Raw genomic sequence first — 20,004 nt, 5'->3', positions numbered from 1 at the left:
CTACTCGGCGACGAGCGCGGCACCGGTGACCCGGTTGAAGTTCGCGATATCGGTGGCTCCCTCGGTGGAGATCACCAGCACGTGATCGTCCGGCCCGAGTCCGAGCGCGCCGGTGTGGCTCAGCAGACCGGCCAGCCCGGCCGCGCCGCTCTCCCCCGACACCAGCCCGTCGCCGAACATCAGCCGCATCGCCTCCTCGGCGGCGGAATCGGCGACCGTGACGAAGGTGTCGTACCCCGAGGACACATCGGGCCAGGCGATCACCGACGGTGTGCCGCAGTTGAGCCCGGCCATATTCGACCGCTGCGGACCGGGGATGGTGGTGATGCCACCGGCTTCCACGCTCGCGGTCATACAGTCGGCGTCGGTCGGCTCGACACCCACGAGACGGGTACCGGTACGGCCGGCGAACCCGCGCGCCACCGCGGCCGCGAAGGCGCCCACACCGATCTGCGCGGCCACGACGGTGGGTCGCGGGATATTTCCGGCGTCGATCTCGTCGAGGATTTCGCCGATCATCGTGGAGTAGCCGTCGATCACCCAGGACGGCGGTTCGACGTAACCCTCCCAGGAGGTGTCGGAGACGACCAGCGAGCGGGCATCGGCGAGTTCGGCGCTGCGGCGGATGGCGTCGTCGTAACCGCCGGACACGATTTCGACCTCGGCGCCCTCCACGGCGATGGCATCGATTCGTTCCCGCACCATATCTTCGGGCACCAGGATATGCGCGGAGAGTCCGAGCAGGCCCGCCATCCGGGCGACGGCGCGGCCGTGGTTCCCGTCGGTGGCCGAGACCAGCCGCAGATCCGGCCCGGCGGCCAGTTCGGCGCGCAACTCGGCGAGCCCGATTCCGCTGTCGGCGCGGTGGCCGAGATGGGCGAGCAGGCTGCGGTAGGTGGCCCAGGAGGCGCCGAGGATCTTGAACGACGGCATACCCATGCGGCGGGATTCGTCCTTCGCGTACACCGATCCCACGCCCAGCCGCGCGGCGGCCGCGGGCAGGGCCGCAACCGGGGTGGGCCGGTAGTCCGGCATGGACCGGTGGAAGGCGCGGCTCTCGCCCACGAGCGAACCCACGGCGCCCTTGGCCACCAAGGGATTCGGTACGAGTCGCGGTTCTGACATGGGTTCCTCCCGGGCCTGCGGATATCGGCCTCAGCCTAGAAATTTGTATGACAACTGTCAAGTGACTTAAGCCAAATCGCCCTGATAGGCTGCCGGAGCGTCTCGGCGTGCATTTCCGTCCACAGCTTGGGAAAGGGTTCCGCGATGGCCAGCAGCCCGTCCGGCGATTCCGCGGGTATCGGCGACGACATCACCCGGATCCGGTCGCGGCGCCAGCTGCACGCGGAGATCCGGGACGCGATACTCAACGAATTCATCCTGTCCCGGCGCCTCGGAGCCGGCGAGCGACTGCCCTCGGAGAGTGAACTGTCACGCCTTTTCGGCGCCTCCCGGGTGACCATCCGCGCCGCGCTGCAGAGCCTCAAGGATCAGGGCTATATCCGCATCGTCCGGGGGTCGGGCTCGATCGTGCTGCCGCTGCCCGAATCGATCAGCTCCGGTATCGACCGGCTGTCGTCCTTCGATACCTTCGCCGAACAGTCCGGCAAGGAAATCCGCACCGGTGACCTGGAATTCACCCGCATCGACCGCGACGACGATCCGCTCGCCGAGGTTTTCGAACCGGGACCGGTGGCCGTGGTGACCCGTACGAAATCGGTGGGAGACCGTAAGGTCGCACTGATCGTCGACTACGTCCCGGAATCGGTGCTGTCCGCCGATCTGATCCGGCGCCGCTTCGACGGCTCGGTCCTGGACCTCCTGCTCGCCGACGGCCTGGCCGAATACTCCGACTGCACCCTCACCCCGGTGGTCGCGACCGGCGAACTCCGCGACCGGCTCGGCTGCGAGGAAGGCAGTCCGCTGCTGCAGCTCAGCGAACTCACTCGCGATTCGGTGGGGGTCGTGGTGAATCGCAGCGAGGCGTGGCTGTCGCCGGAGGCGTTCCGTTTTCAGCTGCGCCGCCGCCGCGAGAGCTGAACACCCCGCAATCGACCTGCGCCCCGCCACCGGGTGGCGGGGCGCAGAGCGTTTCAGCGGGCGGTCTCGGGCGCCGCGATCGCCGGATCGCGCTCGGCATCCGGGCCGTAGCTGTCGCCGACCAGCCGGCCCCGTTTCGCATCGATCAGATGGATCAGCAGGAACGAGGCGAGGCCGCAGACGCTGCCGAAGATGATGGCCGCGACCTGGAACGGTTCGTCCGCCAGTTCCCAGCCGAATCCGCAGACCGTGCCCACGACGATGGACACCGCACCGGCCATCCGGCTCGTCTTCTTCAGCACCAGCGCGAACAGGAACGCCGAGAACGGTCCGGCGGACCGCATGGTGAACGCGAAGACCAGCAACGGGATGATCGCCTGACTCCACAGCGAGATCAGGGTCGCCAGCACCCCGACCACCACCACGGCGATGCGGCTGTAGCGGAGTTCGTTGTCCTCGGTGACCGGCCGGCCCAGTTTGGGCAGCAGATCCTTGATGAAGATGGTGGACGAACCGAGCATGTTCCCGCTGGCGCTGGACAGCGTCGCCGAGACGACCGCGCTCAGCAGCAATCCCGCGATCAGCGGCGGCAACAGACCCACCGACACCGTGGCCAGCGCGTTGTTGGGATCGATATCGGGATACACGGCCAGCGCGATCAGCCCGAGCACCGCGGGGATGAAGGCATACACCGACATCAGCGAACCGCACAGCACCGAGCCCAGCACCGCGGTCCGCGGCGATTTCGCGGAGTAGTACCGCTGCACCGCTTCCTGACCGGTGGAGAAGGTCATGAAGTACAGCACCACGAGACCGATGATGGTGGGCCAGCCGATCTTGGTGAACCCGAGCTGCCCCTCGGGCAGATTGTCCACCACCGACCCCCAGCCGCCCGCGTTGTGCAACGCGAACGGGATCGCGACAGCGAACCCACCCACGATCAGGAAGAACTGCACGAAATCGGTGAGGGTGACACTCCACATTCCGCCGATCCAGGTGTAGAAGATCACCGCGACCCCGGTGAACAGGATCGACCAGGTGAGGCTCACACCGCCCAGGGTGGACACGATGGTGGCGGTCGCCGTGATCTGCACAGCGGTCAGCGCCACCAGCGCGACGCTGCCCAGTACCGCCGACATCGTCTGCGCGGCCGGGCCGTACCGCCGCCCGATGACCTCCGGCACGGTGACCGCCATGGTCCGGCGCATCGCGGGCGCCACGAACGACACCAGCAGGATGCCGATTCCGGCGGCCACCACATACCAGCCCGCCGACAGGCCCCAGTCGCCGTAGGCCTTACTGGCCACGCCGACCGAACTGCCGCCGCCGATCTCGGTGGCGGCCAGGGTGCCGGCCATCATCATCACGCCCAGGCGGCGCCCGGCGAGGTGATAATCGGTGCCGTCTTTGATGCGGGTCCGTGCGTACAGCCCGATCCCGATCATGACGGCCAGATAGACCACCATGATGGTGATAACGGTCGCGTTCATTGTCGATCCTTCGGTGTTCAGATCTGCTCGGACGCAGACTCTTCAGCGGTGAGCAGTGCCCGTAACAGGACGGCGAAGCCGTAGGTGCCCCGGTACAGGTCGTCGAGTGCGAGGCATTCGTCGGTGGTGTGGGCGCGGCCGGGATCGCCCGGGCCGAACCCGAGGGTGGGAATCCCGTGGCGGCCCGCGGAGGCCGAACCGTTGGTGCAGAACCGGTAGTAGCCGGGGCCGGCGTCCAGACCGGCCGCGGCGAACGCGTTCAGCGCATCTGCCGCGGGCCACCGGTCCGCGGGGAAGCACCATGCCGGGGCGAAGGATTCGGCGCGTACGGCCGTTCCGGTCCAGGTGGTGAAATCGCTGTGCGCGAGGCCGACGCGGACGCGGGCACCCGACGCCCCTGCCGCGCGTTCGGCGATCGCACGGACCGGCGCCAGCACATCGCCGGCCGATTCCCCGACCACCGTGCGGCGGTCGTAGACGGCGGTGCACCGGTCCGGCAGCACCGAGACATTCGGATAGGGCTCGGATTTCAGGTTGGTCAGCGCGATCATCGCCGGACCGAGATCCGGGTGATCAGGGAACTCCAGCCCGCGCAGCGCGGTCATCACATCGGCCATGACCTCGGCGGCGTTCACCCCGGCCTCGGGGTAGGCCGAATGACCCGACCTGCCGAGCACTTCGACCCGGACCTCCGCCCGGCCGCGCTGCCCGAGCATCAACCGGTTCGCCGACGGTTCCCCGATCACCACGACATCGGGGCGCACCTGTTCGAGTACCCGGCTCAGCGCGGGCCCTTCGACCAGTTCCTCGCAGACGGTCCCCGAGATCACCAGGGTCCCGCGCCGGCAATCGGCGAGCATCGCCGCGCTGTGGACGCAGGCGGCCAGCGCGCCTTTCATATCGACCGCGCCGCGGCCGTAGACCACGCCACCGGCCACCTCGCCCCACGGATCGTGTGACCACGCCCCGGGGTCGGCGACCTCCACCGTGTCCAGATGAGAGTCCACCAGCACCGTCGGCCCGTCCCCGAACCTCCTGGTCCCGATCACATTGCCCCAGTCGTCGACGGTGACGGTGAACCCGAGCGCGGTGAGCTCCGCACGCAATACCCGCGCCGCGGGTTGTTCGGCCGTGGCCGGGCTGCGTGCGGCCAGCAGCCGCAACAGGAAACCCCTGACCGCGTCACGATCCGGATGGTCGGGCAGCGGGTGGCCGAATGCGGCGGTTCCGCCCATGTCAGCACTCACTTCCGGTCGCGCCGGTCACGGTGCCCGGGCGCGCGCCGGTATGCGCGCCCGCACGCCAGACCGGGGTCCCGCCGACCGTCACCAGATCCACCCCGTCGGGGGTGCGGTGCGGGTCGGCGTAGGTCGCGCTGTCGATGTAGCGACGTGGATCGATCAGCACCAGGTCCGCGCGCAACCCGTCGGCGACCGCGCCCCGATCGTCGAGCCCGAGCAGCCGCGCCGGACCGGCCGACATGCGGGTCACCACATCCGGCAGGGTGATCAGGCTCTCGCGCAACGCGAACCGCCCGAGCACTTTCGGCGCCGTGCCGTACAGCCGCGGATGCGGATGCGGGTTGAAAACTCCGTCGGAGCCGACCATCGCACCGGAGCGGACGAAGATCTCCTCGACCACCGATTCGGCCGAGTAGTGGTCGATCATGGCGGCGTCCAGCTCGGTTTCGGAGAGCAGGTCCAGCACCGCGAACGCCGGATCCGCGCCGGTCTCCCCCGCGATCTGCGCGACGGTTTTGCTCATGTCCCCGGCACGCGGGCCACCGGCCTGGGTGATGACGATATTGTCGGGCCCGCAGGCGCCGAAGAGGTTCTCCCAGCCGCGGATACCGCGATGCATATCGCGGCCCATCCGTTCCCGTTCGGCGGGGTCGCGGAGGCGTTCGAGCGTCGCGGTGGGTCCACCGTCGAAGGCGTAGGGCGGCAGCAGGGCGCTCAGCAGGGTGCTGCCGGCGCCGTACGGGTACTGGTCGAAGGTGAGCCGGATGCGGTCCTGCGCCGAGGCAAGCAGGTCGATGAGGTCGGCCAGCAGCTCCGGAACGCCCACCAGCTTCACATGCGAGACATGCAGCGCCGCTCCGGTGAGTTCGGCGACCCGGACGAATTCCGCGATCGACTCGAGCACCCCCGCCGCCTCGTTGCGCACATGCGGGACCAGCGGAACGTCGAACTTCGCCGCACACTCCGCGATCCCGATGAGTTCCTCGGTATCGGCGTAGAGACCGGGTGCGTAGATCATCCCGAACGAGACCGCCCGGCAGCCCGCGGCCAGCGATTCCTCGATGAGATCCCGCATCGCGGCCATCTCCCGGGCATCGGGCCGCCGGTCGGCGTTACCCATCACCGCCTCCCGGACCGCGCTGTGCGGAACACAGGCGACCATGTTCGCGGCTGGCCGGGCCCCGGCCAGCGCTCCCAGGTACTCCCCCGTACCGCGCCAGTTCCACGGCGCCGACGCGCTGGGTTCCAGCCCCTGCAGGTACCGGCGCCGGCTCGCCAGGGTCGCGTCGGTGACCGGGGCGGGTCCCAGCCCGTCCGGGCAGATCAGCTCGGTCGTGAATCCCTGCGCGATCTTGGCGGTGAGCAGCGGATCGTCGAACGCGCGGAGTGCGGAATGCGCGTGCAGGTCGATGAATCCGGGGAACAGCAGCCGTCCGGTGCCGTCGATCCGGTCGCGGGCCGATTCGACCGGCAGCCGCGGGCCGACCGCGGCGATCCGGCCGCCCTCCACGGCGACGTCAGCGGTCCGGACACCGGTTTCGTCGATGACATCGACATCGGTGATCAGAAGGGCTGCCTCCACGGTGCCTCCAATTTGTATGACAACTGACATGAGTTCTAACACAGGGTGCAGGCGCGCGGAAGAGAACGGGAAAGGAAGGAAACATGATGGTTACGTCCGGGGCAGGCCGGAAACGCTCACGACACGCGCCGGCCCGACCGCGGATTATCGCGAGTCTCCGCTGATAGAAGACCACCGAGCGGCGCGCGGCCCGGTTGCTCCCGGGCCGGAACGGAGCCGCGGCGGCGAAAACCTGTTGAATCCGCCCACCCCGTCCGGCTTCATGGAAGGCGATGAGCACACTCCAACAGCGCCCCCGGACCGCACGGGCGGTGGGTGACGGGCTGAAACTGCATCGCCGGTCGATGCGGTTGGACGGACGTCGCCACACCGTCATCTCGTTGCGCCCGGGGACGACCGCCCGGTTCAGCACGAACTACCACCACTACACCTGGCATGTGCTCTCCGACGATCACGGCGCGCGCCTGCTGGCCACCCTGCTGTGGGGGCTGGCCTACCAGGCCCGCCCCGGCACCGTGCTCGTGATCGATCGCCCGTTCCTGAGCCCGACCCCGTTCGAGGCCGACCCCGCCGATCCGATCGTGCTGGTACCCGGCTGGTGCACGCGGCTCACCACCCGGGCCACCCGCGAGCTCCGGCGCGCACTGCCGCTACGGTCCGCACCGGAGGGCACCGTGCGCTGGCGGACCCGCGGACTCGCCGGAGCCGCGCATTCGCCGTATCGGGAACCCGAGCACGGACATACCGAACGAGTGGCGGAGGCAATCGTGGTCCGGCCCTCCTCGCCGCGGGAATGCCGCGACTGGGCGTTGAATGCCGCCCAGCTGGACACCGAATCCGGCGGCACCGACTACACCTACCTGGACCACTCCGGCGGGTGGGTCAGCGGCGAGATCCAGATCTTCCGGCGGTTCCACCACATGGTGAGCACCGCGATACGGGCCAGGGAGTCGGTGCTGGAGCGCGCCGACGCGCCCACCGACCCCGGCGAACTGCGCCCCGCCATCTGGGATGCCGCCGATATCGTGCGCGGCCGAGCCCACCTGAAGATTCTCGAATGGCACGACCGGCAGTGGCAGGTCGGCCGGCACGCCGCCGCCTGGCTCGCGAAGGCCGATATCGACAGCTTCGAGGCGTTACGGCGGGTCGGTGCGGTGGAGACCTACCGGCAGATGCGGGCGGCCGGGGGCGAGAACCTCGACCTGCGGATGCTGTGGGCGCTGGACTGCGCGATCTCCGGCAGCAACTACCGGCACCTGTCCTCCGCGCGCAAACGGGAACTGGCGGTGGCGCTGGACCGCCCGCCGGAGCCCGCCCGCGGCCTTATTTGCTGAGACCCGCGTCTCCCCACACGCCGTTGCCGGCCTGGCTGCAACTCTCCAAATTGCCGCCGACGAACAGGAAACTGATGGTGAGATTCTGCACACCCGTCACCGGCACATCGATCTTCGGCGACTCGCCCGCCCGGACATTTCCGGAGTTATAGATCGATTTGTTGTCGGCGATCAGTTCGAACTGCAGGACCGATTGGGAATTACCGCCGTCGGCGATGCCGACGGTCGACGAGAAACGCGACCACTCGCGGTTCAGGTTGTAGGTGTGGGCGACCTCGGTATCGCAGCCGCTGAACTGTTGATAAATCGAATGCGGGTAGGACGCGCCGGCCACGGTCATCGCCCCCATGTAGGCCGGGCCACTGGTGGGCGACATATCGGCCAGGTACTGCTGCGGCACGGCGGGCGCCGGCGGCGCCGGCGGGGGTACCGACGCCGAACTGGAGGTGGAGGTCGTAATCGGTTGTGCGGTATCGGAATCCGCGTCACCGGTCCCGGTCCCGGCGACCAGGGAGACAACCAGCCCGACGATCGCCAACCCGATACCCACACCAGAGACGATCAGCACTCCGCGCTCGGCTCCGCCGCCGGACGACCCGGGCCCGGAGCCCGTCGTCAGCGAATGGGGGCGCGGGATCGGCCCGCGAGTGGGTTCGGTTGGATTGGACACGCGCACACTCTTCTTCGACGAAACTCGACGGAACCCGGTCGGGCGCCGCAGCAGAGATATACCACGACAGATAGAGCTACGGAATTGGAGCGCTTCACTCGATTGTTCCGCCGGGGAGCCGATGATCGCAAGTACCCCGCCGGGCAACGCTCCGGCAATGAAATTGTCGGCACGTTTTCACGTTTCATTGGACCGGACCGGACGGGAAGGCCGCCGAGCCGGATTTCGGCTCACTTCGGCAGCGACGGCGCGGGGTGACGTTCGCCATGATCGGAACGGGCCGATCGGTACGGTAGGGTGTTCGTAGTACTTGCGCCCGATGCGCACCCCCGTACTATCCGTCGCGGATTCTCAGCCTTTCGCGTCGGGACCCGCGACACCGCCACCTCGTGTAGGCGCGGACGAACGGTCCGAACGGACGTCGCGGTTTCACCTCCGATGCCGAAAGGCCCCCGTAATACATGTCTGTCCATACTGCTGCCGCGCAGTCGTTCCCCGACCTGGGCGTGCCCGCCGATATCGCCGCATCGCTGGCGACCGGCGGTATCACCGAACCGTTCCCCATCCAGGCCGCCACCCTGCCCGACTCCCTGACCGGGCGCGATGTCCTGGGTCGCGGGAAAACCGGTAGCGGCAAAACCCTCGCGTTCGGGATCCCGCTCGTGGCCCGGCTCGCCGGAACCGCGCGAGCCCCGAAACGACCCACCGGCCTGATCCTGGCCCCCACCCGTGAACTCGCCACCCAGATCGCGGCCACCGTCACCCCGCTGGCCCAGATCCGCGGACTCCGGGTGACGACCGTATTCGGTGGCGTTCCGGTCAACCGCCAGATCAGGACGCTGGCGCAGGGCGTGGATATCGTCGTCGCGTGCCCCGGCCGGCTGGAAGACCTGATGAAGCAGCGGGCACTGACCCTGGACGCGGTCCGCGTCACCGTGCTGGACGAGGCCGACCATATGGCCGATCTCGGCTTCCTGCCCGGCGTGACCCGGATTCTCGCGGCCACGCCGGCCGACGGCCAGCGGCTGCTGTTCTCGGCGACGCTGGACAACGGCGTTTCCAAGCTGGTCAACCGGTTCATGCGCAACCCGGTCTCGCATTCGGTCGACGACGCGGCCGCGCCGCCGCCGAAGATGGAACACCACGTCTTCGAGGTCGACGGTGCCACGTCGAAGAAGGAACTCGTGCGGGCGCTGGCGGTGGGCGACGGCCGCCGCATCCTGTTCATGCGCACCAAACATCACGCCCGGCGGCTCGCCGGAGAGCTGACGCGCGCCGGGATCTCCGCCGTCGATCTGCACGGCAACCTGTCCCAGCCCGCCCGCGACCGCAATCTCGCGGCGTTCGCCGCGGGTACCGCGAAGGTGATGGTCGCGACGGATATCGCCGCCCGCGGCATCCACGTCGACGATCTCGAACTGGTCGTGCACGTGGATCCGCCCGCCGAGCACAAGGCCTACCTGCACCGTTCCGGCCGCACCGCGCGCGCGGGCACGGCAGGCACCGTGGTGACGGTGGTGCTGCCGGATCAGCGCAAGGATGTGGCGGCGCTGCTGCGCAAGGCCGGTATCGATGTGGCCCCGCGATCCGTGACCGCCGCGTCCCCGGCGGTTACCGCGCTCACCGGCGGAGCGGTGCCCGGACCGGTTGTGGCCGAGTCCCGGCCGGTGGCCTCCGAACGTGACGGTGCCCGCAACACCGGCGGCGGTCAGGGGCGTTCCCGTGGCGGCCGCGGACGCGGCTCCGCGGCGCGCGGCCGGGACGGCGGAAATACCGGCGGGACCGCCGAGCACGCCGCCCCGCGCGGCGGGCGTCGCGGCCAAGGCGGCACCTCGGACAACCGGGCCGGCGCGGTGGAGCACGCCGGGGCACGTGGTTCCGGCGCCCGCCGCGGCAACGGCACCGACGGCACCCGGAAACGGGTCGGCGCGCCCGGGCATTCGACCCGCCAGCCCGCGGCCGCCACCGGGCGGCAGCAGGGCGGCAACCAGCATTCGGCCACTTCGCGGAACGCGGCCACCGGCGGCGCACACCACAGCGACTCGGCGCGCGGGTCGCGGCGGCCCCGCCGGGCAACCCGGCCCACCGGCTGACCCGACCGCACCCGAACCACAGGCCGACCCACCCGCGGCACCGCCCGCGGGTGGGTCGGCCGACCGCGTATTGCCCATCGGCCGCTTCGAGTGCGAACGCTGACCGGCCGCTCCGGCCGTGCGCACCGGGTGACGCGACAGCGCACCGACGGCCGGCACTGCACTGAATCGCGTTCCATGGACGGTGGCGGGGCGTCCGAGATGAGCCGCTGTCCAACCTGGACACCACACTGCGCGGCGCCACCCGCGCGGACTTCGTCGCACTGCACCGCAGGCCGGCCACGACGTCCCTGTACGTCACCCACTACCAGGCATGAAGAGTGACCACCTATGCGGCACCGGGACGATTGCGCACCGGTGAACCGCATCCGACCAGGTCGTTGACAGTTGGAACATCGGGCTCCGAACGGTCGACGCGGTGGTGCGGGGCGGGACACGATGGGGTTGTGCGGTGGGTTGTCACGCTGATGTTCCTGGTCCTGGTCGCCGGTTGCGCCCCGGCCGCCGAACGCACGCCGGACACACCGCGGGAGTTCGATCTGCAAGCGCATCGGGGCGGGCTCGGACTGGTTTCGGAGAACACCCTCGCCGCTTTCGCCGATGCCGTCGAACTCGGGGTGAGCACACTCGAATTGGATGTGCAGATCACCGCCGACGGCTACCCCGTGGTCACCCACGACCGCGATCCGAACCCGGCCAAGTGCGCCGATACCGCCCCCGCCTTCCCCGGTGACCCCGAGTTCCCCTACGTTCCCGGAACGACATTCATCCGCGACCTCACCCTCGCCCAGGTACGGACACTCGACTGCGGCTCCCGGCGGTTGCCCGGCCACCCGCGGCAGCGCACCGCCCCCGGGGCGGCGATACCACTGCTGTCGGAGGTGTTCGATCTCGTGCGCGCCGCTCGCGCCGAATCGGTGCGCTTCAATATCGAGACCAAAGTGGAGGCCGCCGCACCGTCGGAGACCATGCCGCGCGCGGATTTCGCGCGCATCGTCGTCGACGAGGTCCGGCGGGCCCGGCTGACCGGCCGGGTCACGATCCAGAGTTTCGACTGGGCGGCACTCAGCTCGGTGCGCGAACTCGCGCCCGAACTCGCGCTGGTCGCGCTCACGAACGGCGCGCAGTTCCTCCAGGACGGCCGGCCCGGACGTTCACCGTGGCTGGGCGGTCTCGATATCGACGATTTCCCGGGCACGCTGCCGGAGAAGTATGTGGCGGCCGCGGCTTCGCTGGGCGTCGCCGCGGTATCACCGGTCCACGGCGACCCGCAGGACGGTGTCCGCGGCGACCCCGGCTACCGGCCCTTCACCACGCGGGCGCTGGTGGACGCCGCGCACCGGCACGGGATCCGGGTGGTGCCGTGGACGGTCGACGACCCCGCCACCATGGCCGCCCTGCTCGACCTCGGCGTCGACGGGCTCATCACGAACCGGCCCGATCTGCTGCGAGATCTCTTGGCGGAGCGCGGATACGCGCTGCCGGAGCCGGTTCGGTGGCGGTAACGCCGACCGCCCGCCGCCGCGATATGCGGCGACGGGCGGTTCGAGACCGGGGCGAGTGACCGGAACTCAGTGCGCGAGTACCGGTTCCCCTTCGGCCGGAGCCGGGAGCGCGTTCGGCAGCAGGAAGCCGAGCACCACCGCGCCGAAGGCGAAAATACCTGCGCCCCAGGCGAAACTGGTGGTGTAACTCTCGATGGCCGATTGCGCGACGGTGAGCTGATCCGGCGTCCGCGCGGCCAGGTAGTCACCGGCGGCCGAGGCCGCGATGGTGCTGAGCAGCGCGGTACCGATCGACCCGCCGACCTGCTGGCTGGTGTTGATCATCGCGGACGCGACACCGGCGTCGTCGTGGCGCACCCCGGCCGTGGCGCTCTGGAAGGCGGTCGACATCGCACCGCCCAGACCCAGGCCCAGCAGGATCAATCCGGGCAGGATATGCGTGGCGTACCCGGTGTCGAGACCGATCCGGGTGAGCCAGGCCATTCCGACCGCGGCGATCACGAACCCACCGCTCACGACCACCTTGGGGCCGAGTTTCGGCAGCAGCAGCGAGGGTGTGGTAGTGGACGAGGCGACCATCGCCGCCACCATCGGCAGGAACGCCACGCCGGTCATGATCGGTGAATAGCCCAGCGTCAGCTGCATGTAGTAGGTGAGGAACAGGAAGATGGCGAACATCCCGATTCCCATGACGAACACCGCCAGGTAGGCTCCGCCGCGGGTGCGGTCGAGCACGATGCGCAGCGGCAGCAGCGGATGCGCCACCCGGGTCTCGAGCCAGACGAACAGCGCCAGCAGGGCAGCGCCGCCGATCAGGAAGGCGAGGGTGGCCGAATCGGTCCAGCCGTTGCTTTCGGCGTGGGAGAACCCGTAGACGATGGCGAACAGCGCGGCGGTGACCACGGCCGTGCCCGGAATATCGAGTTTCGGCCGGGCACCCCCGGCGTGCCGGGCCAGCAGCAGCACCGCGCCGACCAGCGCGACGGCCGCGAAGACCAGGTTCACGAACATCACCCAGCGCCACGACGCCCATTCGGTGAGCGCGCCGCCGAGCAGCAGTCCGATCGCACCGCCGGTTCCGGCGACCGCGCCGAAGATACCGAAGGCCTTCGCGCGTTCCGAGGGTTCGGTGAAGGTCACAGTGAGCAGCGAGAGAGCCGCGGGCGCGAGCAGTGCGCCGAAGACGCCCTGGCCGACACGTGCCCCGACCAGCATCTCGAAGTTGGTGGCCGCGCCACCGACGGCCGAGGCCACCGAGAAACCGATCAGCCCGATGATGAAGGTGTTGCGCCGGCCGAAGAGGTCGCTGAGCCGGCCGCCGAGCAGCAGCAGACTGCCGAAGGCCAGGGCGTATCCGGTGATCACCCACTGCCGGCTCGCATCGTCGAAACCGAGATCGCGCTGCGCCTCGGGAAGCGCGATATTCACGACGGTCGCGTCGAGCACGACCATGAGCTGGGCGACGCCGAGGACGGCGAGCACCCACCAGCGCAGCGCGTGTGAACCGCGTCTGTCCGTCGGTGTTTTCTGCGCGGATGGCCCGCGATCGATGGTGGTAGTCATCTCGCCCCTTGAAAGAAGGTGGTCATGGAGGAAAGATCAGAGAAACGGAGGAAGTATCTCCGCTTTGATGAACGCTATCACAATAACGGAGGAAGGCCCTCCACATAATCCCGTCGTTGCTAGAATGTGGCTGTGAAACACGCCACGACCCTGCGCGCACCGCGGCGGCTGCGCGCCGACGCCGCACGCAATCAGCAGCGCATCGTCGAGGCCGCCCGGGAACTGTTCGCCGATCGCGGACTCGAGATCACCCTCGACGATGTCGCCGAACACGCGGGCGTCGGTGTGGGCACGGTCTATCGCCGGTTCGCCAACAAGGCCGCCCTCATCACCGAGGTCTTCGAACAGGGCCTCGGCGATTTCGCCGACGCCGCCGAGGCCGCCCGGGCCAACCCCGACCCCTGGCTCGGTGTCGTCGAGTTCGTCGAATACGCCTGCCGGCATCTGGCGATCAACCGGGGATTCAGCGAGGTGATCCTCGAACTGGACCTGGACACCGAGCGCTTCCACGGGATGCGCGACCGGATCAAACCCGCCGTCGCGGCGATCGTGGCGCGCGCCCGGGAAGCGGGTGTCCTGCAACCCGATATCGAACCCTCGGACCTCTTCGCGATGATCCATATGGTCGACGGCCTGGCCGAGTTCGCGAAACCGATCAACCCGGACGTCTGGCGCCGCTATATGGCGATCACGCTGAACGGTATCCGGGCGGACAGCGTCGCGCGCCAGGACCTTCCCGTCCGCGCCCTGACCGATGACGAGGTCGATCAGGCCAAAACCGCCAAGGCCGGCCCGTGCGCCTCCGGCCGGCGGCGTTGACGACTACGACCGTTCCCGGCTCACACTGAAGACCGAGCACCCCGGCGCGATCACGGTTCCGCGCATGGTGTGGTCGTCGAGTTCGGTCGCGGCCAGATCCACCATCGAGTACCCCTCGGCCGGTTCCAGCCAGGCGACCTGCTCGAACCGGGGCAGCCCGGCCTCGAACGACACGCGCATCTCGAACGTTCCGGACTCCACGGACATATTCGTCCGCACCGGATAGAAGCGGAATTGGGCCTGCCCGGCGGGTTCGATGGTGAGGGTCAGCCCGGTATCACCCTGCACACACGTATAGGTCCCGACCCAGCGACCGGCGATCGCGGTCGTCTCCGGTGACCCCGCGGCCGCGGGCCCGTCACCCTCCGCGGCGATCGCCGAGCCCGGCACCGTACTTCCACAGCCCGGCAGTGTCGCCGCCGCGCACAGCACGGCCAGGACACTCCACCGGATTCGTTTGCTCCCGCCCACCCGTCGGAGCGTACCCGGGCACCCGGCGCGGCCGCACGACAACCGTCGGTGACCGAATCATGATGTCACCGACCAGGAGCGGTGATCCGCCCGGATCACCGCCGCGCCGGCTCCGGCCCGGCCGAGCGCAGCAGCGCCGCGTCCAGCCAGTCCTGCACGGCGCCGGTGGTGCAGTGGCTACCCACGGTCTCCGCGGTGAGCGTCCAGTAGCGGACCGCGGCGGGATGCCCGGCGGCCGAACCGGCCAGCAGTTTCCGCCGGAACCCGGGGGTGTCCCGGCGCCCGCGCGCCCGCGCGTGCGCGGCGACGAACAGATCCAGTTCCGGCCCGGCCGCCGGCTCGTCACCGGCGAGTACCCGGTTCGCGGCCGGAGCGTAGGCGGTGGCCAGATCGGCGAGCAGGGCGCGCTCGTCGCGGATCGATTCCGCGTCCGATCGCCAGAGCTGCCGGGCGATCACCTCGCGCAATATCGGCGTCCGGACGAGCCGTACGAGCTCGGCGAACGCGAGCACCTGCCCGGGGTCCGGCGCCGCCGGGATCGGCGGGATATCCATCTCGGCGAAATCATCGAACAGTGGCGACGGCATGGCGGACAGGAGCGGGCGCCAGAAATCGATCAGCGCCGTGCGGGCCGCCGTGCGGTCGGCCACCGCCGCCAGACTCGTCAGCGCGTGGTCGTGACCTTCCGCCCGCTCGAGCGCGCACAGCACCGCGTGCCGCCAGGACAGCTCATCGAGTTCCGCCGCCACCGCCGCGCGTTCCGCGGCGATCGCGGTGGCGGCCTCCTGGTCACCGGCGAGCACCTCGGCGATGGCGGCCAACCCCAGGCCGACGGCCCGCAGTCGCCGGATCGATCCCAGCCGGTCGAGGTCCGCCGGTGCGAAAACCCGATGCCCGCCGGTCGTGCGGTAGGCGGTGAGCAGTCCCTCGTCGCAGTAGAACCGGATGGTGCGCACCGGGACACCGGTGCGCCGGGAAGCCTCACCGATGCTCACCGCGTCCCGCGGATATATGAGGTGCGTCACAGTCACTGGAACCTCCACCCGGGTGGAGTTCCTACGGTACCGGAGACGACCCGAGCACCGGAGGTACCGATATGAGCAGCGATCACACCGAAGAACTCGTCTGGGCGGCAGTCGCCGCCGAACGCCGGAGCCTGGCAGGCCTGCTGGCCGAGCTGCCGGAAGCACAGTGGGACCATCCGTCGCTGTGTGCGGGCTGGCGGGTCCGCGATATCGTCGCCCATATCCTGCTGACCTCCCGGGCCCGGCTCGGATGGCTGCTGTGGCAACTGGTCCTGGCGCGCGGGAGCATCGCGAGGATGAACTTCGAGACCGCCATCCGCTATGCCGATGGCAGGACCCCGGAGACTCTGCTCGCCGAACTGAATGCGCTGGTCACACTCCGGCACACGCCCGTCGGGACGACGGCGACCGACCGCCTGATGGACCTGATTGTCCACGGCCAGGACATCGCGGTACCCCTCGGCCTCGAACGGGAGATCCCGACGCAGGCCGCGCGATGGTCGGCCGACCGGATCTGGGAGATGGGGTGGCCGTTCCATGCGCAGCGGGATCTCGCCGGGCACCGGCTGATCGCGACCGATGCGCAATGGTCGGCCGGAACCGGGACACCGGTACGGGCACCGATCGCGGAGCTGCTGTTGATGCTCACCGGCCGTAAACCCGTGCCGACGATCTCCCCGGCCTGAGCCCGACCAGGTGGGAATTACCCTCACCGTCGGCGGGTCCGGGAATCAACGACAAGAGTCACGCTTGACGGGCTATCTGCGGGGCCGTGCTCGTCGCCCGCGCCGGTTGCCGATTTGAGGTACACCCAGGTGGACAGGCTCCGGGCCGGCGCGACCTCGGCTGCTGACCGCCGATAAGTGACCCGAATCGGTGGTCTTGAGCCGCGTATCAACCTCAGGCACTGTCCGGGGGTTGTTGGCTGCCGACGCGGCGGCGGTAGGCGCGTTGGCGGCAGGCGTTGGAGCAGTATTTACGTGGCCGGCCGAGTGGAGCGAGGTCACCGAAGATCTCGGGTGGAACCTCGCAGGGGCAACCGCCACATTGCGGGAATCCGAGGGGTTCGGTCCAGCCGTGGTATTTGCACCAGGACAGAGGGGCGGCGTCGGCATCGCGGAGCGCAATCCGTTCCAAATGCCTGGTGATGCCGTGGATCTCGTCGTCGGTCAGGTCGCGGAGGACGCGATCGAGCAGCATTGCGCGGGAGGGGTGCCGCAGCTGCGATTGCACGGCGTAGAACTGGCGCTGCGCCCGTTCGTAGGTCATGTTCGGCTGCGTATCTGCGATCTGCCGAAGCGACATACCGCTCTTCAGGCGTTGGACGAGTTCGGCGCGCTCGGGCGAGAGGGTCTCGATGAGCTCTCGGAGGAACTTGTCGAACCCGGGTGCGTCGGCGGCATCGGTGGCTTGCTGCTCCACACGGTTTGTGCGGTGACGGTAGCGAGTCATCGATTCTCCCCGGCTCCAGGGCTCTCGGCTGCGGGCTGTGGGGCGCGATCAGGAAGAGCTGGGGTGGTTTTGCGGAAGCCGAAAGCGGCGGCGAACGACCCGAAGACCTGCGGAATATCTCGCTTGTCAGCGCGGACGAGAGCAACGATCGTCACGATCAGGATAGCCGCGCACGCGACGAGAAGGACGATAAGCAGACTGGTCCCGGCCAATGAGGTGATGGCTGAGACGGCGGGGCTGGCGAGCAACGGCGACCTCCACAGGGCATAAAAAAAGCCCCCGGCCGAATGGCAGGGGGCGGAAACGAAAAAAGCTCCGACTGTGGTCAGTCAGAGCATCCGGATACAGATGTCCCGGTCACGATCATGATAACACATGGTCGCGTACGGTTTGGAGTCGGCCGTTCAATCCCTATTCGCGTACGTCAGGCCACGAATAGGGGGTCGGTTGGTATTTCGTAACGGTTTGTCGGACGTGGTCGCCGTTGGGTCCCGAGTAGTCGACAAGGGAAGGTCAGAACAGGCTCGGTTCGCTTGTTTCGTCCGAGGCACTCGGTCCGGTTTCGCTGGCGTGGATCCGCGGCCGGGTGAGTTCGCCGGTGGCAAGGTCGGCGATGATGCCGTCGGCACCGGCGCGGGTGCCGGGGTGTTCATCGACTCCCCATTGCTGCCGCAGGGTCCGCAATTGATCCAGCAGTGGCCCTCGTTCGGGTTGGGCGAGGACATGGTTCGAGGGAGTCCAGAAGGGACGGATTCCCCTATCAGTTACCGGGTCAGAGCGGGCTGTGTCCGATCGAAGTCACGTTCACGAGTAGGGGCTCAACGCTATTGATGCTTGCCGGGCCGCGAGGAAGCCGTTGGTTCACGGCTCGACGTATGGAAGTCCCACTGCAGCCAGTTTGGTCTGCAGATTGATGTCGCTGGTGGCCGCATACAGCGCCGAGCCCGGGTGCTGCGATTGCAGCAGCAATGCCGAGGCAACGAACCTGTCGTCAGGGACATCCAGGTCCAACCAATCGGGTAGGTCTGCACTTCTGGGCTCGATGTGTTCGAACTTCGCGATGACATCCCCTGCCACGCGGACTCCCGCTCGGACATCACCGTTGCTGCGGATTCCTTTGAGTCGCCGCTCGGCAGCCTTGGCACGATCACGCAGATCCTGGTTGCGGCCACCTCGTTTGAGTTCGTCGATTTCGCGCAGGACCACGGGGAGCAGGTGCGCAACATACTTGCTGCCCAGCTCAGCCCTGTACACGGTTAGATCGGGGTTGTCGATCAGTGCGTTGGTGTCGACAACGACCCTGACTGCATACTCGTCGCTCGGCACGAGCTCGATCAACGCCCGCAGGTCCGCAATTGTTTCCGTGATCGCCGCGTTTGCCTTCTCGATGGTCGCGGGAACCGATTTCGGCCCCTTCATCCGGACTAGCCAACTGCTCAGGTGCTTGAACGCGGCGTCGAGTCTTTTTGCCACCTGTGTCGTCGGATGAGGGAACAGCAGCCGCACCCGCGGTTCGAGATCGCGGACTTGAGACAGCACTGCCATGCGGGTGGTCTCCAAGGACGGATCGCTGGGTTCCCAGCCCCACTTGGCGAACCCGAGGAATACAACCCCGTCACCCGCGCCACGGTTCGGATCAATGTTTCTGATCTGCGACGCGCTTAGAACCTCGCTGTAGGCGGCGGCGATATAGTCCAGCTCGGTGAGCAGTCTCTGGGTGTAGGAGTCCGGCAGGGCAGCGCTCATTGCTCCACTCTTGCACCTACTGACGACCAGTTTCGTGGAGTGCTCTTGATCCGTCGGAACACGGCCCCAGGTCTCACCGCGGGGCGGGAGCTGGTTCTGTGGATGGCGGCGTGTCGAGGTGGGCCGAGGGCGAGTACCTAAGGAAGAAGCCCCTTGGAGCTGGACCCGGAAGGGGCAAATCTGATCGACCCGAGGAACTTGCATCTCGGGAACTCCAGCACGTCTTTCGCCGCATTCAAGAAGCTTTCACGCGCTGCGCCGCGATCTGCTCTACGCCCACGAGGGCACGATCCGGGCCCGCCAGCTCGCCGACCAGACCGAGCAGGCGTGGTGTCTGACCTTGGCCACTAACGCCGTGATCGCCTGGACCACCGAGTACTACGGCCTCGCGGTCGCCCAGATGCGCCGGGCCGGCCACCGCATCGACGACGAGGTCCTGGCCCACATCTCCCCCGCGCACAGCGCCAACATCAACTTCTTCGGCGCGATCGAAGTCGACATCGAGGCCGAACTCGCCGCGCTCGGCCCGACGGGCTACCGGCCGCTGCGGGTGCGCGACACCCTGTTCTGACCGGTCCCGGCGTTACACCAGGGCCCAGTTCGTGTGCTCGCTGTCGAGCCATTCGGTGGTCCTCATGTCCGGGATCAGGTCCGCACAGGATCGTCCGCCCTGGGTCCAGTCGTGGTCCCAGGCTCGCGGGTAGTGCGGTCTGGCGACGTAGCCGAGGGCGTAGGGAGCGCCCTCGACGCCGATCCGCAGCTTGTCGGCGGGTGCTGCCCGCCCACTGGCGTCCGGAGTGCCAGCTGATCACCCGCCACACCCGGCCAGTGGCGAGCCCGATATATGCAGAAGTTAGGACTTACTGCGTGCGAAAAGAATCGCTTGCTGAGCTTTCGCATCCGGGTCGAGCAGCATCTGGGCCTCGACCACGAATCCGGCATCGTGCAGCCAGGATGCCACCTGGTCCGG

Annotated in this window: 17 protein-coding genes and 2 pseudogenes; 8 read left to right on the top strand and 11 right to left on the bottom strand. The window is 68.5% G+C overall.

What is annotated here, in order from left to right; translation table 11 throughout:
• Window positions 1-1,125: a diaminopropionate ammonia-lyase gene (locus AB0F41_RS17370; RefSeq protein ID WP_357424854.1), complete on the bottom strand. Its 1,125-nt coding sequence runs from the start codon at window positions 1,123-1,125 to the stop codon at window positions 1-3.
• Between the two features lie 144 nt (window positions 1,126-1,269).
• On the opposite strand from AB0F41_RS17370, the gene AB0F41_RS17365 reads away from it, so the two are divergent.
• On the top strand, window positions 1,270-2,043 hold the full coding sequence (locus tag AB0F41_RS17365) for a GntR family transcriptional regulator (protein ID WP_357424852.1): 774 nt from the start codon (window positions 1,270-1,272) through the stop codon (window positions 2,041-2,043).
• 53 nt (window positions 2,044-2,096) lie between these two features.
• Here the strand turns inward: AB0F41_RS17365 and AB0F41_RS17360 are convergent, their stop codons facing one another.
• From AB0F41_RS17360 to AB0F41_RS17350, 3 genes are read right to left on the bottom strand one after another with little or no spacing between them, the layout of a single operon-like run.
• Complete coding sequence (locus tag AB0F41_RS17360) at window positions 2,097-3,533, bottom strand: hypothetical protein (protein WP_357424850.1); 1,437 nt, start codon at window positions 3,531-3,533, stop codon at window positions 2,097-2,099.
• Between the two features lie 17 nt (window positions 3,534-3,550).
• The gene (locus AB0F41_RS17355) at window positions 3,551-4,768 is read right to left on the bottom strand and encodes a M20/M25/M40 family metallo-hydrolase (RefSeq protein ID WP_357424848.1); all 1,218 of its coding nucleotides are present in this window, start codon (window positions 4,766-4,768) and stop codon (window positions 3,551-3,553) included.
• 1 nt (window position 4,769) lies between these two features.
• Window positions 4,770-6,356 (bottom strand): amidohydrolase family protein, encoded by a 1,587-nt coding sequence (locus AB0F41_RS17350; protein ID WP_357424846.1) that lies wholly within the window; start codon window positions 6,354-6,356, stop codon window positions 4,770-4,772.
• Window positions 6,357-6,628: 272 nt separating this feature from the next.
• Here AB0F41_RS17350 and AB0F41_RS17345 point away from each other — a divergent pair, with 272 nt between their 5' ends.
• Window positions 6,629-7,690, top strand: a complete 1,062-nt coding sequence (locus tag AB0F41_RS17345; RefSeq protein ID WP_357424844.1) for a TfoX/Sxy family DNA transformation protein — start codon at window positions 6,629-6,631, stop codon at window positions 7,688-7,690.
• Here the strand turns inward: AB0F41_RS17345 and AB0F41_RS17340 are convergent.
• Window positions 7,680-8,360, bottom strand: coding sequence for an NPCBM/NEW2 domain-containing protein (locus tag AB0F41_RS17340; RefSeq protein WP_357424842.1), 681 nt, complete (start codon window positions 8,358-8,360; stop codon window positions 7,680-7,682). The two genes, AB0F41_RS17345 and AB0F41_RS17340, sit on opposite strands and share 11 nt — an antisense overlap.
• Before the next feature lie 461 nt (window positions 8,361-8,821).
• Here AB0F41_RS17340 and AB0F41_RS17335 point away from each other — a divergent pair, with 461 nt between their 5' ends.
• The 3 genes and pseudogenes from AB0F41_RS17335 to AB0F41_RS17325 all read left to right on the top strand — a co-directional run bounded on the left by AB0F41_RS17335 (window position 8,822) and on the right by AB0F41_RS17325 (window position 11,958).
• Window positions 8,822-10,453 carry a DEAD/DEAH box helicase gene (locus AB0F41_RS17335; RefSeq protein ID WP_357424840.1) on the top strand — a complete coding sequence of 544 codons (1,632 nt, stop codon included), beginning with the start codon at window positions 8,822-8,824 and terminating at the stop codon, window positions 10,451-10,453.
• A 194-nt stretch (window positions 10,454-10,647) separates the two neighbouring features.
• A pseudogene (locus tag AB0F41_RS17330) lies at window positions 10,648-10,764 on the top strand (sugar ABC transporter ATP-binding protein); the annotation flags it as partial.
• A 135-nt stretch (window positions 10,765-10,899) separates the two neighbouring features.
• Window positions 10,900-11,958, top strand: a complete 1,059-nt coding sequence (locus AB0F41_RS17325; protein ID WP_357424838.1) for a glycerophosphodiester phosphodiesterase family protein — start codon at window positions 10,900-10,902, stop codon at window positions 11,956-11,958.
• A 66-nt stretch (window positions 11,959-12,024) separates the two neighbouring features.
• Here AB0F41_RS17325 and AB0F41_RS17320 read toward each other — a convergent pair whose 3' ends face one another.
• Window positions 12,025-13,521 (bottom strand): MFS transporter, encoded by a 1,497-nt coding sequence (locus AB0F41_RS17320; RefSeq protein WP_357424836.1) that lies wholly within the window; start codon window positions 13,519-13,521, stop codon window positions 12,025-12,027.
• A gap of 132 nt (window positions 13,522-13,653) precedes the next feature.
• Between AB0F41_RS17320 and AB0F41_RS17315 the strand changes: the two genes are divergently transcribed.
• The gene (locus AB0F41_RS17315) at window positions 13,654-14,340 is read left to right on the top strand and encodes a helix-turn-helix domain-containing protein (RefSeq protein ID WP_357424834.1); all 687 of its coding nucleotides are present in this window, start codon (window positions 13,654-13,656) and stop codon (window positions 14,338-14,340) included.
• A gap of 3 nt (window positions 14,341-14,343) precedes the next feature.
• Here AB0F41_RS17315 and AB0F41_RS17310 read toward each other — a convergent pair whose 3' ends face one another.
• Both AB0F41_RS17310 and AB0F41_RS17305 read right to left on the bottom strand, forming a co-directional pair.
• Entirely contained in the window at window positions 14,344-14,811 is a 468-nt protein-coding gene (locus AB0F41_RS17310) for a hypothetical protein (protein WP_357424832.1), read from the bottom strand.
• Window positions 14,812-14,906: 95 nt separating this feature from the next.
• Entirely contained in the window at window positions 14,907-15,842 is a 936-nt protein-coding gene (locus AB0F41_RS17305) for a MerR family transcriptional regulator (protein ID WP_357424830.1), read from the bottom strand.
• Window positions 15,843-15,907: 65 nt separating this feature from the next.
• Between AB0F41_RS17305 and AB0F41_RS17300 the strand changes: the two genes are divergently transcribed.
• On the top strand, window positions 15,908-16,522 hold the full coding sequence (locus AB0F41_RS17300; RefSeq protein WP_357424828.1) for a maleylpyruvate isomerase family mycothiol-dependent enzyme: 615 nt from the start codon (window positions 15,908-15,910) through the stop codon (window positions 16,520-16,522).
• A gap of 214 nt (window positions 16,523-16,736) precedes the next feature.
• On the opposite strand, the gene AB0F41_RS17295 is transcribed toward AB0F41_RS17300, so the two are convergent.
• From AB0F41_RS17295 to AB0F41_RS17285, 3 genes are all read right to left on the bottom strand, one after another.
• The gene (locus AB0F41_RS17295; protein ID WP_357424825.1) at window positions 16,737-17,288 is read right to left on the bottom strand and encodes a hypothetical protein; all 552 of its coding nucleotides are present in this window, start codon (window positions 17,286-17,288) and stop codon (window positions 16,737-16,739) included.
• Window positions 17,289-17,801: 513 nt separating this feature from the next.
• Window positions 17,802-17,972 (bottom strand): hypothetical protein, encoded by a 171-nt coding sequence (locus AB0F41_RS17290; protein WP_357424823.1) that lies wholly within the window; start codon window positions 17,970-17,972, stop codon window positions 17,802-17,804.
• A 177-nt stretch (window positions 17,973-18,149) separates the two neighbouring features.
• Window positions 18,150-19,034, bottom strand: a complete 885-nt coding sequence (locus tag AB0F41_RS17285) for a PIN domain-containing protein (RefSeq protein ID WP_357424821.1) — start codon at window positions 19,032-19,034, stop codon at window positions 18,150-18,152.
• 241 nt (window positions 19,035-19,275) lie between these two features.
• Between AB0F41_RS17285 and AB0F41_RS17280 the strand changes: the two are divergent.
• A pseudogene (locus AB0F41_RS17280) lies at window positions 19,276-19,605 on the top strand (Tn3 family transposase); the annotation flags it as partial.
• Window positions 19,606-20,004: the final 399 nt, after the last annotated feature.

Origin of the sequence: Nocardia sp. NPDC024068 (assembly GCF_040638875.1) — a bacterium.
Classification (GTDB): Bacteria; Actinomycetota; Actinomycetes; order Mycobacteriales; family Mycobacteriaceae; genus Nocardia.
Note: the sequence above shows the minus strand (reverse complement) of the source record. Positions and strands in the feature narration are given on the sequence as shown.